Source organism: Achromobacter sp. ES-001 (assembly GCF_019448355.1).
Taxonomy (GTDB): Bacteria; Pseudomonadota; Gammaproteobacteria; order Burkholderiales; family Burkholderiaceae_B; genus Achromobacter; species Achromobacter spanius_B.
The window spans coordinates 2627682-2643632 of record NZ_CP079940.1 but is presented as its reverse complement, the minus strand read 5'-3'; the positions used below and the strand labels follow the sequence as shown (position 1 = coordinate 2643632).

16 protein-coding genes are annotated in these 15951 nt (G+C 59.9%); 12 read left to right on the top strand and 4 right to left on the bottom strand.

Translation table 11 applies throughout. The annotated features are described in order from the left end of the window. The first annotated feature begins 235 nt into the window (after nt 1-235). The 10 genes from KYT87_RS11990 (at nt 236) to KYT87_RS11945 (ending at nt 11398) form a co-directional block, all read left to right on the top strand. Entirely contained in the window at nt 236-1204 is a 969-nt protein-coding gene (locus tag KYT87_RS11990; RefSeq protein WP_219992305.1) for a tripartite tricarboxylate transporter substrate binding protein, read from the top strand. A 136-nt stretch (nt 1205-1340) separates the two neighbouring features. Further along, nucleotides 1341-1721: a RidA family protein gene (locus KYT87_RS11985; protein WP_219992304.1), complete on the top strand. Its 381-nt coding sequence runs from the start codon at nt 1341-1343 to the stop codon at nt 1719-1721. 168 nt (nt 1722-1889) lie between these two features. After that, nucleotides 1890-2711, top strand: coding sequence for an amidohydrolase (locus KYT87_RS11980; protein WP_219992650.1), 822 nt, complete (start codon nt 1890-1892; stop codon nt 2709-2711). Beyond that, nucleotides 2708-3571 (top strand): fumarylacetoacetate hydrolase family protein, encoded by an 864-nt coding sequence (locus KYT87_RS11975; protein WP_219992303.1) that lies wholly within the window; start codon nt 2708-2710, stop codon nt 3569-3571. The genes KYT87_RS11980 and KYT87_RS11975 overlap by 4 nt, the downstream gene beginning before the upstream one ends. A gap of 13 nt (nt 3572-3584) precedes the next feature. Continuing rightward, nucleotides 3585-4367 (top strand): 2-oxo-hept-4-ene-1,7-dioate hydratase, encoded by a 783-nt coding sequence (gene hpaH, locus KYT87_RS11970; RefSeq protein ID WP_219992302.1) that lies wholly within the window; start codon nt 3585-3587, stop codon nt 4365-4367. A gap of 10 nt (nt 4368-4377) precedes the next feature. Beyond that, nucleotides 4378-5145: an aldolase/citrate lyase family protein gene (locus KYT87_RS11965; protein ID WP_219992301.1), complete on the top strand. Its 768-nt coding sequence runs from the start codon at nt 4378-4380 to the stop codon at nt 5143-5145. A gap of 397 nt (nt 5146-5542) precedes the next feature. Further along, complete coding sequence (locus tag KYT87_RS11960; protein ID WP_219992300.1) at nt 5543-8752, top strand: T6SS effector BTH_I2691 family protein; 3210 nt, start codon at nt 5543-5545, stop codon at nt 8750-8752. A gap of 375 nt (nt 8753-9127) precedes the next feature. Next, nucleotides 9128-9595, top strand: coding sequence for a DUF6708 domain-containing protein (locus KYT87_RS11955; protein ID WP_219992299.1), 468 nt, complete (start codon nt 9128-9130; stop codon nt 9593-9595). A 124-nt stretch (nt 9596-9719) separates the two neighbouring features. Beyond that, nucleotides 9720-10550 carry a DUF6708 domain-containing protein gene (locus KYT87_RS29795; RefSeq protein ID WP_255594083.1) on the top strand — a complete coding sequence of 277 codons (831 nt, stop codon included), beginning with the start codon at nt 9720-9722 and terminating at the stop codon, nt 10548-10550. 275 nt (nt 10551-10825) lie between these two features. After that, a complete protein-coding gene (locus tag KYT87_RS11945) occupies nt 10826-11398 on the top strand; it encodes an isochorismatase family cysteine hydrolase (protein WP_219992298.1) in 573 nt (190 codons plus the stop codon). A 60-nt stretch (nt 11399-11458) separates the two neighbouring features. Here the strand turns inward: KYT87_RS11945 and KYT87_RS29790 are convergent, their stop codons facing one another. From KYT87_RS29790 to KYT87_RS11930, 3 genes are all read right to left on the bottom strand, one after another. After that, nucleotides 11459-11704: a hypothetical protein gene (locus KYT87_RS29790; protein WP_223265025.1), complete on the bottom strand. Its 246-nt coding sequence runs from the start codon at nt 11702-11704 to the stop codon at nt 11459-11461. A 306-nt stretch (nt 11705-12010) separates the two neighbouring features. Next, complete coding sequence (locus KYT87_RS11935; RefSeq protein ID WP_219992297.1) at nt 12011-12907, bottom strand: hypothetical protein; 897 nt, start codon at nt 12905-12907, stop codon at nt 12011-12013. After that, complete coding sequence (locus KYT87_RS11930; RefSeq protein WP_219992296.1) at nt 12904-13479, bottom strand: hypothetical protein; 576 nt, start codon at nt 13477-13479, stop codon at nt 12904-12906. The genes KYT87_RS11935 and KYT87_RS11930 overlap by 4 nt, the downstream gene beginning before the upstream one ends. 247 nt (nt 13480-13726) lie before the next feature. On the opposite strand from KYT87_RS11930, the gene KYT87_RS11925 reads away from it, so the two are divergent. Then, on the top strand, nt 13727-14149 hold the full coding sequence (locus tag KYT87_RS11925) for a hypothetical protein (RefSeq protein ID WP_219992648.1): 423 nt from the start codon (nt 13727-13729) through the stop codon (nt 14147-14149). A gap of 459 nt (nt 14150-14608) precedes the next feature. Further along, the gene (locus KYT87_RS11920) at nt 14609-15550 is read left to right on the top strand and encodes a hypothetical protein (protein ID WP_219992295.1); all 942 of its coding nucleotides are present in this window, start codon (nt 14609-14611) and stop codon (nt 15548-15550) included. A 185-nt stretch (nt 15551-15735) separates the two neighbouring features. Here the strand turns inward: KYT87_RS11920 and KYT87_RS11915 are convergent, their stop codons facing one another. Next, nucleotides 15736-15948, bottom strand: coding sequence for a YbdD/YjiX family protein (locus tag KYT87_RS11915; protein ID WP_104145677.1), 213 nt, complete (start codon nt 15946-15948; stop codon nt 15736-15738). Nucleotides 15949-15951 lie beyond the last annotated feature (3 nt).

The window sequence follows — 15951 nt, the reverse complement described above, 5'->3', positions numbered from 1 at the left end:
CCGTAGTCCGGATATTGAACATTCAACAATGAATAAAACCGCGTGCGCAATAGGCGCCCAGGGTAATTCTGCGGCGAAACGCGGTCATGCCAGAAGCTGCCCGCAAAGCAACCTGCCAAAAGAGTCCAACATCCGGAACTTTTCTTGAAATTCGGATTGTTCAGCGGCGCGGGAATTTCTAGAGTGTCGTCAAACACAACAAACAAAACGTGATGACACGACCAGGAGACAACCCATGACTCGCAATACCCTTCGCGCCTGCGCCACGGTGGCGCTGACCGTTCTGACTTCCATGGCGCACGCCGCGTGGCCCGAGAAGCCCGTGAAGATCGTGGTGCCCTATCCGCCGGGCGGCAATGTGGATGTGGCCGCGCGGCTGATTGCGCCAGGCTTGCAGGCGGCGTTTGGGCAGCCGTTTATTGTCGAGAACAAGCCGGGTGCGGGCGGGATGATTGCGGGTGAGCAGGTGGCGCGGTCCGAGCCCGATGGCTACACCTTGTTCATGGCGGCGAACGGGCCGCTGCTGTTTTCGCCGCTGATTTTTAAGCGGGATGCGTACAAGTGGGATCGGGACTTTGCGCCGATCAGTTCGGTGTCGTACACGCCGCTGGTGTTGCAGGTGAAGCCGAGCGTGCCGGCGAAGACGCTGGCTGAATTGCTGGCGCTGGCGAAGAAAGAGCCGGGCAAGCTGAACATGGCGTCACCCGGCGCGGGGACCACGAATCATCTGGTCAGCGAGCTGTTGCAGTCGTTGACGGGCGCGCGCTGGACGACGGCGCAGTACAAGGGCAACGCGCCGGCCACGACCGATCTGTTGGGCGGGCAGGTGGATTTCAACTTTGATCAGATTTCAGTGGCGCTGCCGTATGTGAAGGAAGGCCGCTTGCGCGCCTTGGCGGTGACGACGGCCAAGCGCGTGCCGTCGATGCCGGACGTGCCGACGTTTGCGGAAGCGGGTGTGCAGGGCATGGAGGCTGCCACGTTTACCGGGCTGCTGGCGCCGAAGGGCACGCCGCCGGATGTGCTGAAACAGTTGAGCGAGGCGCTGACCAAGATTCTGGCGCAGCCGACGATCATTCAGCGTTTTGATGAGCTGGGCGCCGAGGCGCGCGGTAGTACGCCCGAGGAATTCACGCGCTATCTGGCAGCGGAAGACGCGCGCTGGACGCCGATCATCAAGCGGGCGGGCATCACGGCGAACTAAGGCCCGACCACCACCGCTGGACCACAGCCTGGCCTGACCCGCCAGCAGCCACGCCCTGAAAACCGAACGCATCGCGGCCTTGCCTGGTCATGGCCGCGATGCCGTCCCACCCTCTTCTTTCCAGACGGAACCCGCCATGAGCAGACGCAGCATTTACGCCGAAGGCTTCAGCCACAAGAACCCCATTCCGGCCGCGTGCCGGATTGGGCCCATGCTGTATTCGGGCAGCATCCAGGGCACCGATCCGGCCACCGGCGCCTACGGTGCGTCGCTAGAACGCCAGTGCGAGCTGATGTTCGACCACGTGCGCCGCATTGTGGAAGCGGGCGGCGGCACGCTGGATCACGTCGCCAAGATGACGGTGTGGATGCGCGACCGCAGCCAGCGCGCGGCGCTGAATGCGGTGTGGTTGCAAGCGTTTCCGGATGCGGAGAACCGTCCCGCGCGCCACACGATGCAGGCCGATCTGGATGGCGACAAGCTGATCGAATGCGATTTCGTGGCCGTGATCGGGTAAGGGAGACAGACCATGACTCAGAGCCAAATGGATCAGAGCCAAACGACTCAAAGCCAAAGTTCGCAGAATCAAGCTGCGCAGAATTCAGCGTCGCAGAAGCAAGCGCCGCAACATTCCCCCTCGCAGTACCAACCCTTCAATCCCCGCCCCACTGCGCCCGCCACTCGCCTGCCGCCTAAGGCCTGCGACAGCCAGGTTCACGTATTCGGCTCCGCAGACCGTTACCCCGTGCGCCCCGGCGCGGCGTACGAAATGCCCAGCGCCACCATCGAGACCGCGCTGGGCCTGCACCGCCTGCTGGGCATCGAACGCGGCGTGATCGTGCAGGCCACGACCTACGGGGCGGATCATCAGGTGGTGCTGGACGGCCTGGCCGCCGCCGGCCCGTCGTATCGCGGTTGCGCGAATGCGGTGGTGCTGGCCGAGCGTGACGATGCCTACATTCAGAAGCTGCACGACGCGGGCGTGCGCGGGGCGCGGTTCACGCGGCAGGGCTTGGGCATCAGCATGGCGCCCGCCGTGTTTGACCGCGCCATTGCGCGCATTCGTGAACTGGGCTGGTACGCCAAGTTTCAGCCGGAGCCCGACGGCATGATGGCGCAGGCGGCGCAATTTGAACGGCTGGATATTCCGGTGCTGCTGGATCACATGGGGCGTGCCGATCCCACTGCGGGCGCGGCAGATCCGACTCGGCAGTTGTTGGAGTCCTTGCTACGTCGCGGCAACTTCTGGGTGATGTTGTCGCTGACGGAAAAGATCTCACGCAGCGGCCCGCCTTGGGACGACGTGACGCCGCTTGCGCAAGCGCTGATCGCCGCCAACCCCGACCGCGTGGTGTGGGGCAGCGACTGGCCGCATCCCGTCTCCACCAAGCCCACGCCCGACGAGGGCCAGTTGGTGGACCAGTTGGCGCGTTATGCGGGCGACGCCGCGACGCTTAAGAAAATCCTGGTGGACAACCCCGCTCGCTTGTTCGGATTCGACGAATGAAACTGCTGACTTATACGCATGAAGGCCGCACGCACTTTGGCGCACTGCGCGGTCAGGACCAGATCGTGGCCTTGGATGGACATGGTTATGACAGCCTGCGCGACGCGCTGGAAGCCAACGCCATGCCCGCGCTGGCCAAATTGGCGGACACGCTTCCCGCCACGCACAAGCTGAATGAGGTGCGGCTATTGCCGCCCATACCCTCGCCCGAAAAGATCATCTGCGTCGGCGTGAACTACGGCAAGCGCAACGAGGAATATAAAGACGGCAGCGCGCCGCCCGCCTACCCCAGCGTGTTCCCGCGCTTTCCCGGTTCGTTCGTGGGCCATGGCGAACCCTTGCTGCGCCCACCGGAATCCGAGCAACTGGATTACGAAGGCGAGATCGCCATCATCATCGGCAAGGCCGGCCGCCGCATCGCTGCCGAGGACGCCTGGAGCCACGTCGCGGGCCTGACCTGCCTGAACGAAGGCACGGTGCGCGACTGGATCAAGCACGGCAAGTTCAACGTGACGCAGGGCAAGAACTTTGACGCCAGCGGTTCGATGGGGCCGTGGATGGTGACGGCCGATGAGTTCGATCCGGCCGCGCCGTTGACGGTGACGACGCGTGTCAACGGTGAACTGCGCCAGCAAGACGCCACCGACAACCTGATGTTCCCGTTCGCGGAACTGATCCGCTACATCTCCATCTGGACCACGCTGAAGCCCGGCGACGTGATTTCCACCGGCACCCCCATCGGCGCGGGCGTGCGCTTTACGCCGCCGCGTTTCTTGAAGCCGGGCGACGTGGTCGAGGTGGAAGTCGCCGGCATCGGCGTGTTGTCCAACCCCGTGGCCGACGAAGTCGCCGCGCACTGATCAGGAGCCTTCCATGCTTAACGACGAAGACCGCGCCCGCGCGGCCAGCCTGCTGCTTGAAGCCGAGCGCAGCGGCGTGCCCACCACGCAGTTGGACCAGGCGTTTCCCGGTATTGAGATTGCGGATGCGTATGCCATCCAGCAACGCAATATCGACCAGAAGATTGCCGATGGCGCCAAGCTGCGCGGCCATAAGATCGGCCTGACGTCCAAGGCGATGCAAAGCACCGTCGGTATCGACGAGCCGGACTACGGCCATTTGCTGGACACGATGTTCTTTCAAGATGGGCAGACCATTCCCACCGACAAGCTGATCGTGCCGCGCGTGGAAGTCGAGCTGGCGTTTGTGCTGGGCAAGCCCTTACGCGGCCCGGATGTGAGCCTGTTCGACGTGCTGGATGCCACGAATTACGTGGTGCCCGCGCTGGAACTGATCGACGGCCGCAGCAAATATCCGCGCCGCATCGTGGACAACATTGCCGATAACGCGGCGTGTGCCGGCATCGTGCTGGGCGGCCGGCCGGTGCGGCCGATGGATATTGATCTGCGCTGGGTCGCGGCCTTGCTGTTGAAGAATGGCGTGATCGAAGAATCGGGCGTGTCGGCAGCAGTGCTGGGGCATCCCGCGCTGGGCATTGCGTGGCTGGCGAACAAGCTTGCGCAGCACGACGCCGGGTTGGAAGCCGGGCATATTGTGCTGGCGGGGTCCTTCACCCGCACCGTTGCGGTAAAGCGCGGCGATACGCTGCATGCGGACTACGGCAAGCTGGGCAGCATCTCGGTGCACTTCTCATAAGGCGGCGCGCATGGAACTCCCCATCAATACGTTTAAACGCGCGCTGCGTGAACAGCGCCATCAAACCGGGCTGTGGGTCACGCTTGGGGCTGCGAACAGTACCGAACTGGTCGCGGCCAGCGGCTTTGATTGGCTGCTGCTGGATACCGAGCACACGCCCGTGGTGCTGCCGACGGTAATGGCGCAGTTGCAGGCGGCTGGCGCGTATAAGAGCCATCCGGTGGTGCGCCCGTCTTGGAATGACAAGGTGCAGATCAAACAGTATCTGGATATCGGCGCGCAGACCTTGTTGCTGCCGTATGTGCAGAACGCGGACGAGGCGCAAAGCGCGGTGGCGGGTATGCGTTATGCGCCGCGCGGCGTGCGGGGCGTTAGCGGCACGATGCGCGCAACGCGGTATGGGCGTGTGGCGGACTATATGCGCCGGTGCGAAGAGGAATTGTGTTTGCTAGTGCAGGCCGAGACGGGCGAAGCGCTAGAGAACCTGGACGCGATGATTGCGGTGGATGGCGTCGATGGGGTGTTTATCGGCCCCGCGGATCTGGCTGCCAGCTTGGGATATCCCGGCGAGCCGCAGCATCCGAAGGTGGTGGCCGAAGTGGAAAGCGCCATCCGGCGGGTACGCGCGGCAGGCAAGGCGCCGGGGGTGTTGACGGGCGATGAGGCGCTGGCGCGGCGCTATATCGAGGCAGGGAGTTTGTTTACGGCGGTCGGCGTGGACGCGGCGATCTTGGTGCGGCATTGCGATGCGTTGGCGGAGCGCTTCGCGGGCATCTAAGGCGGGTGTTTATCGGCACGGCGATCTTGTCTGCCTCGTTCTGGGCGGAGCAAACCCGCTGGGCCACATTTGGCCCGATCAAGCCAAATTTGACCCGCTATAACTCCTTGATAAAGCGCTGCTTATTTTTTAACGGGCCAAATATGGCCCGTTTTGCGTTGGAAATCCCGGCAATTCCGGGTGATTGGCGCAACGCAGCGCGGGCAGCGTCGGGAAAATAGTCCATAAGTCATTGATAGCGTTGACGGTTTTACTTTTCCCTGCCGGCATGGCACGGATATTGCATTAGTCCTCACAGCACTTCGTTTTGAAAGCGCCGGGTCGATTCATTTGCGACGCTGGGCGCTAGTGAATGGCGTGACGTGCTTTACACGCCGAATTGATCGCGGAGTTGATGATGAGTTCGCATGCAAGCTCTTTCGCCCACCAAGCTCGGCTGGCGGTGTTGGAAACGATGGCGGTGCCAGCAGGTACTTGCCGCGCTTGCGAGCGCAGCGGAATGCCGATCTTGTTGCTGCGCGATGCGCCATTGCCGCCGAGATCCTCGCCGTCTTGGACATCTTCGTCAACGTCGTTGCCGTTCGACCCTGAACAAGACCGCGTACGCATCGATATGCAGCCGGGCAACTATCGCCTACTGCGCGAAGGGTTTGTGTATGTGCTGCTGGATCAGGAAATCTGGCACGCGTATCAAGTCACCGCCGACGGGCACATGCGCCAATATGATCCGTACCGAATGCCGGAGGGCACTCCCCGCCCCTTGTCCCAGGCTTGCACGGGTGTAGGGCACGACGTGCGCGCTTCGTTCATACACGTCGACACCGCGGTCTACAAGGAAGCGTGGATCGCGTTCTCGCAAGATCGGTGGCCTGAGCCGGTGTTGGATGCCTACAAGGCGCAGACGGCGCCATCCGCGCGGTTCTTGAAAGTGGATCTGACGACGTTGCGAGAAACGCCCCAAACGGTATTGCACGGGTTGAAATTCGCGGATGGGTTTCTGACCGATCACGTGTGGGAATACCGTTACGACGGCGAGGATTTCGGCAGCCGGCATGCGGTGCGTACACGTACCCCCAGGTTTGTGCCGATAAATGATTACGTCGACGACATCGCAAAGACGCAAGGCCTGCCGCAAGGTGTGCCGGTATTGGCGTTGCCCGATCCGGTCGGCGCGGTGTTGGAATTCAATCAACAACGCCATTTGTTGATTAACGACCGGCTCGCATGGGCGGGCAATGCCGAACGGCAGTATCTGCTTTTTACATCGGCGGCGCTGGTGCAGATCAGAGAGTTGGAGAAGACCTGGGCACACACCCAAGCGGTACAGGAAGTCGAAAAACAGATCGAATACCGCCGACAACATAATGACCATCCGGTGCTGGGCACGCGTTCCCATTTGCCGCCGGTGGATGTCCCCCGCGAAACGGAAATCGCAGCCAAGCGCATCACGGCTGAGTATCACGAACGCCTGGAACAACGCTACAGCGAGCCGCGTCGCAAGCAGTTTCAGGACATGCACGATAAGGAATCGCAGCGCAGGCAAGGACTGATAGATACGATGGCCGCCCGCTATGTCGCATGGCTGCAATCTCTGGCTTGGCTCCGCATCGCGCGATACGACTACTCGGCTACCGATCCGCACTCGGCAGCGGCGTACACCAAGATGGTGGCGGCCTGCCTGGACGGCGGCCCCAGCGAAGCGCCCCCGGTTGATGGCGCGGATCTTGGTCCCACGCAGCAGCTGTGGAAGGCCTTGCTAGAAAACCCCGACAGCATTCTGTACCAGGCGCTACTGGCCAAGAACGCCCGCCTGCTTGAAGGCCTGCGCCCGACCTTTACCGAAGGCTTCAAGGCCAATGATTCCGGCAAGCTGTATGCCGCGATCAAAGACGTGATGGCCTCGCAAGAAGGCGATATGTACCTACGCAGCAGCGTGAGAGACGCGGTGGGCCAACTGCAAGGCGCGATGATCAACGCGATGTTGACGATGGACGCACGGGCGCAAGAACAGCTTCTACCCGTGGCCGCCACGGTGCATCAAGCCGCCCTGCTGCTATGCGAGCGCGTCCAAATGCTGCGCGTTCAGATCGAACTGACGCTGGGCGAGTATCAGGAATTACTCACCCAACAGATGCGCCAGGAATACGACAAGGCCGCAAAGGAGACCGGCAAGAAGGCTCGCGCGCTGATATTCAGCGGCATGCTGACCCTGCCGGGTCCGGCACAGAACCACATATTCAAAGCCACGTTCTGGGTGGCGGATACCGCTGAAGGACTGAAAAATAAGCTAACTGCAATGTCCAACGCCACGGCGGAGACCCTGGAAGGCGGTTGGCGCAGCGTGGTGGTGGGCATTGGCGGCCTGGAACCGAAGGCACATGCCATAGCCGGGCAACTACGAACGACGGCTGCGGATGCAAAGCTACGGGCGCATACCGCCTTTGTTGGAATACGCGGGATGGCGAACTTGGACTTAGCGTTGTCCATGGGCGCGTTGTTCTTTCAGCAAGATGGGCTGGCAAGAAGCCTGCAAGACCTGGAGCGCGTGATGGGAGACAAATACCCAGAAGCCGTCGCGGGCGTGGCGGCAAGCGCGGTGGGGGTGGTGGGCGTCAGCATTGAAGCGACGGGGTTGGGAATAAGAAGCGTGGCCCGGGCGATGGAGAAAGCCGCTGTCGCCGAAGTACGCGCGGTGAATGCGTTGACGCTGGGCAAAGGGATGATTCGCTTTGGCGGCGTGACAAGTGCTCTGTCGGGTGTGGTTGAGGGGGTGCAGTTTGGAACTGCCGCAGTACGAGCAATGCGGTCTGGCGATGGCGAAGCACGAGACAGCTATATCTATGCTGGCATCCTGTCGGCCGCCTCCGGCTTGGCAGCAACATACGCGGCTTGGGCGAGCGCCTCCTCATTGCTAGGACCGCTTGGATGGGCTATCGCCCTGGGTATGCTGGCCTACGCAGTTTCCATTTCTGCTAAGGGCAGCGAGTCAACGGCAATCGAACAATGGGCACGCCGCTGCTACTTTGGAAACCATGACGAAACGCCTTCCATCTGGTGGAACTCGGCCAAATCGGTCCCCAGCATCCCGAGGTACGCGAGCGAAGACCTAGAAACTCAGAAAACTACCGCGGCCAATATTGACAAGGATATAGCCATTAGCGCGCTGAATGCTGCGTTGATCGGGATGCAGACAGATCTCGAATTTCGTTTTGCACCGCGATTATCTACGTTGCCAGCCATCGGCGCAGGAATGCAATGGGGAACCACGCTCACTTATCACGTCAAGCTTCCCATGTGGGATCCGAATAAGTCGGGATACGCCATGACTTTGGCATTGAAGCGCTACTCGCCTGAGCAAATCGTAATTGCAGAGCATCACAACTCACCCAGGATTGGCGAAATATCTGACCACCCCAAGCGCCCCGGATATCGAATAGACGACCAAGCAACGCGTCGACCTACCAGAGACGCGGGTGTACTGGGCGGCTCGCTTTTGCTTGATATCGGCGAGGCTGATATCGAATTTGCAACGCTTCGAATCAAGTACTGGCCAGATATCGCTGATCAAGGAGGACACGCCGAAGTAACGGTGATCTCTACTCGGTAAGCATATTGAGCGCTGCAAAAATTGCACAAGATTCAATCCAGGAAATTAATGTCGACCAAGAATCTCCCCACTCGCAACGGACCTACGTTAGCTGCCCCACATCCAGGTTGGGTCTGCGACCTCACCTTGCCCGGAGAATCCGCACCTCGGCTAGACGGCCCGCATCCCCCGCCCCCCATCAATTCGATGAACAACATTCACTTGGAAATCAGCCGCAGAGGGCAAAAATTGCGCGGGCTTATGCTCATCCTCTCCTTGGTCGGCATTGCGTGGCTCGTATTCGCAGTGCCGAAAATCATCATAGGCAGGACAGGGTTTTCTCACTTTATAAAAGCTATACCGATTACGGTCGGAATGCTTTGGTGGACCATTTTTATGATTCGGGTCGATACCGCCATTCCCCGTGACGAACCCATCCGCTTCAATCGCTTGCGCCGCAAGGTCTACGTCTACAGCTTCCACTACATATGGTGGAACCCCTTCGCCCGCTGGTACGTCACAACCCGCACCTACAACTGGGACGATCTTCGCGCCGAAGTCTGGCGCCAACGCGGCGCCACCGCGCAAGGCGGTCTGATCTTCACGTGGGGCGTATCCATCGCCGTCGTCAAACCCGGCACGAACCAGGTCATTGATCGCTTCCCCCTAAGCGTGGGCCAGGATGAGGGCAGCTCGTGGGATTACGTCCGTGCCTACATGCAGCACGGACCCGACGCATTGCCCCCCGTTGAGACGTTCAACGACCCGGACGAAGTGCCGCCCTACAACCTTGCGCTGCGTCTTGCGCCTAAAGTCAGGTGGCCGGCTCAAATGGATGCGGAGTCGCGTAGTGGATCTAGCTAGAACGATGAAAATCCCGATATCAATGCCCGCGCCCGTCGCGGCGCCCAAATTTGCCTTGCTCGTAGCGGTCCAGTCACAGAATTAACGCGACGTTTGTTCGTAATCGCAGAGAGGATCAACTGGCTTGCACAATCGCGAACCCTTTTCCGAGAGAGACGAAGTGACATCGCAGCAAAGAAGCTCTAATCACAGCACTCCTGCTCTGGACAAGCCATATCGCGGGTGGGTGCGCGATCTGCAATTGCCGGATGATTCAGCAGCGTCGCCCAAGCGGAACACTCCGATACCGGTCGTTAACTCAATGAACGGAATCTACCTCGAATTGAGCCGGCGCAATACCATGCGCGGACTTTTGCTTTTCCTGGCCATCTTCCCATTCATCTGGATGTTCTTCGCGATACCCTTTCTGCTGATAAGAAAACCGGATCTGTCATATTTTCTTATGGATATCCCGTGTTTTCTAATGGCGCTTTGGATAACGGCATTGACTGTTCGCATAGACATATCCACGCCGAGCGACGAGCCGATTCGGTTTAATCGCCTTCGTCGAAATGTTTACGTAAATAGCTTCCACCATATTTGGTGGAAACCTTGGTCGCGATGGCACGTCACCACAAAGGTCTACCCCTGGCCGCATCTGCGCGCCGAAGCCTGGAGCCAACGCGGCGCCACCGGGCAAGGCGGCTTGATCTTCACGTGGGGTGTATCCATCGCCGTCGTCAAGCCCGGCACGAACCAAGTCATTGATCGTTTTCCGTTAAGCGTCGGGCAAGACGAGGGCAGCTCCTGGGATTTCGTCCGTGCCTACATGCAGCACGGGCCCGACGCATTGCCTCCCGTCGACACGTTCAACGATCCAGACGAAGTGCCGCCCTACAACCTTGCGCTGCGTCTGGCGCCTAAAGTCCGGTGGCCGGCGCAAATCGACGCGGAGTCGCGTAGTGCGCCTGGCTAGAAAGATGGAAACTTTGATACCGGTCCCCCGCCAGTGACCGCGCCCCAATTCGCACCTAGCTTGGCGTCCAAGTCACCTCACTTGCACAACCGCTAAAGCTGTCTGAATAACGCGGTCCGACACTTTTTTAGCTGGACATTTGTAAGCTGTCTAGCTGCCTTGTTTCCGTCGCCTCGTGCTAAAAAATACAGTCCCGTCCGGAACCTGATATCGATGACGCCACTACCGAAGCGGTATGCCGCGGTGAAACTGCCCGCCTTGTGGAGCCCGCGCCCATGAGCACCCTAGACACCCTCGTGCCCGCCCGCAGCGCGTTGTTGGTCATGCATTATCAGACCGACATCATCAACCTGTTCCCTTCTGTCGCGCCCACCTTGCTAGCGAATACGCGCGCGCTTTGCGACGCGGCACGGCGGCAAGGGATCAAAATCTATTTCGCCCAGATTCGGTTCAGTCCGGGCTATCCCGAAGTCAGTCCGCTAAACAAGAACGGGCAAGGCATCAAGCAACTTGGCCTTTTCACCGGCGACCAGATTTCCCCTGAATTGGGCCGGCAGCCCGACGAGCCGATCATCATCGCGCATCGCGCCAGCGTGTTTTTTGGTACGGACCTTGAATTGCGGCTATCGGCACAAGGCATCGATACGCTGCTGATGGTGGGCATTGCGTCCACTGGCGTGATGCTGTCGTCGATTGCGCATGCCAGCGACGCAGACTACCGATTGTTTACCGTCAAAGACTGCTGCTACGACCCGGATTCGATTGTGCACGAGCACCTGTTTTCCACCGCGTTCGCGTCGCGCACCACCGTGCTGTCGCTGGTTGACGCGTTGGCGTTGCTGACGTAGCGCGCAGGCCCGCGAACGGCGGCACCCCATGGACGCCGCGCGACGACATTGCGGTGTAAATCACTTGGCCGGCGCAAATATCACTTTGACCGGGTTGTCCGCCTTATACGAAGCGGAACGCGGCCCGGACTTTGGATCAAATCCGGGATGCCATGCCCGAAGCTCCGCCTCCGACAACCATTCCAGTTGCAGTTGATCGTCGGGCGCATACGACTGGAACTGCGCCAACGCATTCACCGCAGACTGGCAGTTTTCTGATACGCCGGACTTCAGGACCGAGACCTGGGTTTGCGAAGTCGATGACATGGCGCCGGGCTCAGCGCATTTGCGAACTTCTACGTGGTATTGGCCCTGTGGCGAAGGCAGATCCACAATGATTTTGTTTGGACCGCATCCCGCCAAGAGCGCGGTCGATAAAGCAAAGAGTGCAGAACTTTTTATCATTAAGCTACCTTGAACTTTTCAATGGATTCAGACGGCAAATAACACTTCCGGAAATGCTGCCTGACACCTTTGTCCGCCTTTATCACAAGATGGGCCTGACTCCAGGGCCATGCAAAGCACCGTGGGTATGGACGAGGCCGACCACAGCCGGTTGCTCGACACGATGCTCTATCGGTGATCGGGAAGATCATTTAGCGTAAACCGAGGGCGCCCTTGGCCAACGTGAACGACCGCTAACGTTATGTGAACGCTGCGCTTAAGCCAGTGACGGAGGATCACGCCGGGATCTTCAATGGAAGCTCCTATCCTGCCTTTGATCAAACCGTCTGCCGTCTGAAATTCAAACGTACGCGAATTGGGAAGGATGCCCACAAACTCACCCGCGTAGGATTCCGCCGCTTCTTGTATGTTCTCTTCGCCAAGCCGGCTGGCAGAACGTGTCAGCTGGTCGAAGCCGTCGTATCTGAATATCCGATCCTTGAACTCCAGGCCGCACCAGGCCTGGTACTGAGATAACACCGATAGGAACTCAGAGATTTTCTTCACCGCACGGGGGTGGATTGCATCTACTAACTCCGCCACGTCGTCATCGCTGCCCGTGGCGGAGGCCTCTAGCAAAGACTGCATCTTCCGCAGTGCTTCTTCTGTATTCTCTTGCTCGGGGAAAAGGCCGCCAGCGGGAAGCTCGAATTCGAACCCAAACGAACCCACGGCCGTACCAGTGATCAAAAGCTGGTTTTTTTCGCGATCAGGAATTGGCCCCATCAGTTGAAGGTTGTCGTTGAGCCCGGCAACGACTGCCGCGAAGGCATCAGCAAATGCGATGGTTGCCTTTCCCCCAAAGTCAGCCGCGATTCCGTGGCTACCGATCGTCGGACGTCCTCGGAAGGTAAGCTTCACGCGTGGGGGTACTGACGACGCCAGCTCCCGCTTGAGCGAAGCACGAACCCTGTTTAAACGATTTTCAATCGATATGCGTTGTATCGCTGCTGACGCGGGAATATCCTCCAGCATTCGCTCCAGCTGTCGGATTTCGGAGATGAGGAATTCATCACGATTAATCATGTCTCGACTCCAAGCTCTGCTTTGGCTTGAGCTAGCACTTGAACGGCGACGAGATCTTCGGACGGCTCCAACTGCACTTGGACAAATCCCTTCCACACGCCGTCTCTTCGGTGGGACCACATGCTGTACCAGTAGGACACTGATTGAACCGACTCGGCTTTCAGCGGGCGCCCTAAAACTTCCCAATAGGCATCGACGTGATAGGTGTCCTTCACATACGTTTGATCGAAAAGACGAGGATTCCGGGCTACGAGCGCTGCCTGGTCCAGCCCATTGGGAAGATGCAAGAACGTCACGACATCCACATCACGCGGATCTCTGGCTTCAACGATCTCCACGTGTTCTGAAAAACTGCCGTTCAACCATTGAAACCCTGTGTCGATCCCAATTCCGTGAATCGCGGCGCGGAATTTCAGAAGCCCTTCAAGAATGTTCAATCGCGCGCGAGAGATCCCCATCGCGTCAACCAGCGACTGAAGAGATGATCGGTAAGGTGAACGATCCGGGTCGTGACCATGCGCACCTGGGCGTACCGGCGGAATTACGCCTTGAAGGTTCCAGGCAGGGATCATAATTTTTACCTTTGGGCCAAATCAAATATGGTCGAAATCACTATTCGATGCGACGAACCATCATAGACTCCCGGGGCCCACATATTTGCGAACAAACGGCCCGTGAATGGGGTGAATGGGTCCTACTTATGTAGCGTTACGGTAGCCCGCGCAAAATCGACACTGCTTTCCTAGGATTAGCTGCCGTTCCCAGGCGGCGTGCAAATCCAGGATGAACGGCGCGCGTGATCGGCATAAACTTGCCATCATGCCTACATCGTCAGACCTCTTTGCCCCGCCCAAAAAGCAGCTTGCTGCGCGCCAGAATTCGCTGCTGTGGGTGCTAGAGCCTCTGGAGCGCGACGCCAATTATCAACGACGGAAGATGTTCGGCTGCGATGCCGCGTATCTGGATGGCGCGCTGTATTTGGTGGTGGCCGACCGTGATGAGCCTTGGAATGGCGTCATGGTATGCACTTCGCGCGAGCGTCATGCGGCGCTGTGCGAAGAGATGCCGAGCCTGTTGCCGCACCCCGTGCTGGGCAAGTGGCTGTATCTGCCCCAGTGGGATGACGCGTTCGAGGCGCTGGCCTCACGTCTGGCGGCGCTGTCACTGGCGCGCGACCCGCGTTTAGGGGTGCTGCCCAAACCGCGCAAGTCGCGCCGGAAGTCTTGGCGGTCGGACGAATAGGCGGCGCGGTAGGCGCACGGGCGCTGGAACTGTCCTGACCGGGGATGCGCGCCGGGCCAGTCTTGCCGAGCAGCGGCGCCCCGCGCGTTTGGGCTTAAGCGATACCTGTCGGGCCATATTTGGCTCGATCGAGCCAAATATGGCCCGCCGTAAGTCGTTGATAAGGCGGCGCTTAGTTTTTATCGGGCCAGAACTGGCTCGGTTCTCGTTTAAAACCCGGTCAATTTCAATTCGCAGGCATTGCACCACGCTGGCTGCCACACACGATACGTTCGTAAGCCATTGATAGCGTTGAGGGTTTTGTGCCAGCGCCGCGCATGGCATGGATATTGCATTAGCCCTGGCAGCACTTCTTTTTGAAAGGCGCCCTGCCCTTGTGGCCGCGCCGCGCAACCAGGACAACGCTATGCCTACGCACGCACTTTGCCGCTGTCCGGCTTCTTGCCGGATGCCGCCACGATGACATCGTTTGCGGCTTTGCTTGCCCGGTCCCGAAACGCCGACCAGGGCTTTTATCTGTTGATCGATCCCCAGGCTGATCGCGCCGACGATAGCCCCTTGCATCCCGACAAGCTGCTGGCGCGGTTTGCAGCGGAGGCTATCGCGCCCGTTTTGCGCGCGGACCTGGCACACGACACGTCCGCCTGTCCCAAGCTGATCACGTTGGCTGAAGCGGGCCAGCGGTTCGATCGGGACGTGCTGCGCCTGACGGTCAACACCGCGCTGGCCGAGCCCATCGGCGGCAAGCGCATGGTGTGCGGTTGGCTGAACAGCCCTTCGCCTTTGGCTGTATTGGCTAAGGACCTGGCGCAGCGCTGCCTGGTGCCCGATCAGGATGCGCAGCGCGTCCTACCCCTATTCGAACCGTTGCGGCTGGAGTTGTTGGCCGTTAGTTTGCGCGAGCGCATGGGCTCGTGGTTGAACCCCATCACGCAGTGGATCGTGCCGAACAGCGCGGGCCGCTTGTTGCAGCTGCGCAGCCACAACAACACGCCGACGCCGATTTTCGACACGGCGGACATGAACGCGCAGCACCTGGCGCCGCTGGTTGGCAACGTGTTGACCGCGTGGAAGCGGCTGGCCGATCAGCCGATGCCAGCCGACGCGCGCGTGCTGGCGCCCTTAATGCAGGACAAGCCCGGCCCCGCCACGCACGCGGCTGCCAAGGTCTTGTCGCATCTGCGGCGCACCCATGTGCTGGGGCTGCGCAACGCCTCGGACCGCGTGACCTTTGCCTTGAAGCATCTGACGGTGCACCCGCATCTGGAAACGCACCCACGTATTCAGCAGTGCATTCAAGAGGCGGTGGCCGGCAAGGCTCGGCTACTGGATTCTTTTGCGGCGCTGGATACCGCGGAATGGCGCGACGTGCTTTACACCCTGAACAGAGTGCGGAGTTAACGATGAGTTCGAATGCCGATTCTTTCGCCTATCAGGCGCGGCTGGCGGTGTACCTAGGTGGTAATTCGCGCCCAGGTTCGGTTCGTTGAATGACCCCGCAGCTTGTCGGGCATCCCCTGCCTTCCACCGCCACCCCAAAATAAACAAGCCCCACACGGGGGCTTGTTTTCTGTTTTCACTCAACCTCAGCAGCAGCCGATTCGCTTCTTGCCGCCGTATCGCGCGTCCTGGCGTTCGCGGAAGAAGGCTTCGTAGGTCATCGGCTCCTGGTCCGGGTGGGTGCGACGCATGTGCTCGACATAGGTTTCGTAGTCGGGCACGCCGACCATCAACCGTAGCGTTTGGCCCAGGTAGCGGCCGGCGGCGCCGGCTGCCGAGGTCATGTTGCTGAACAGCATGCG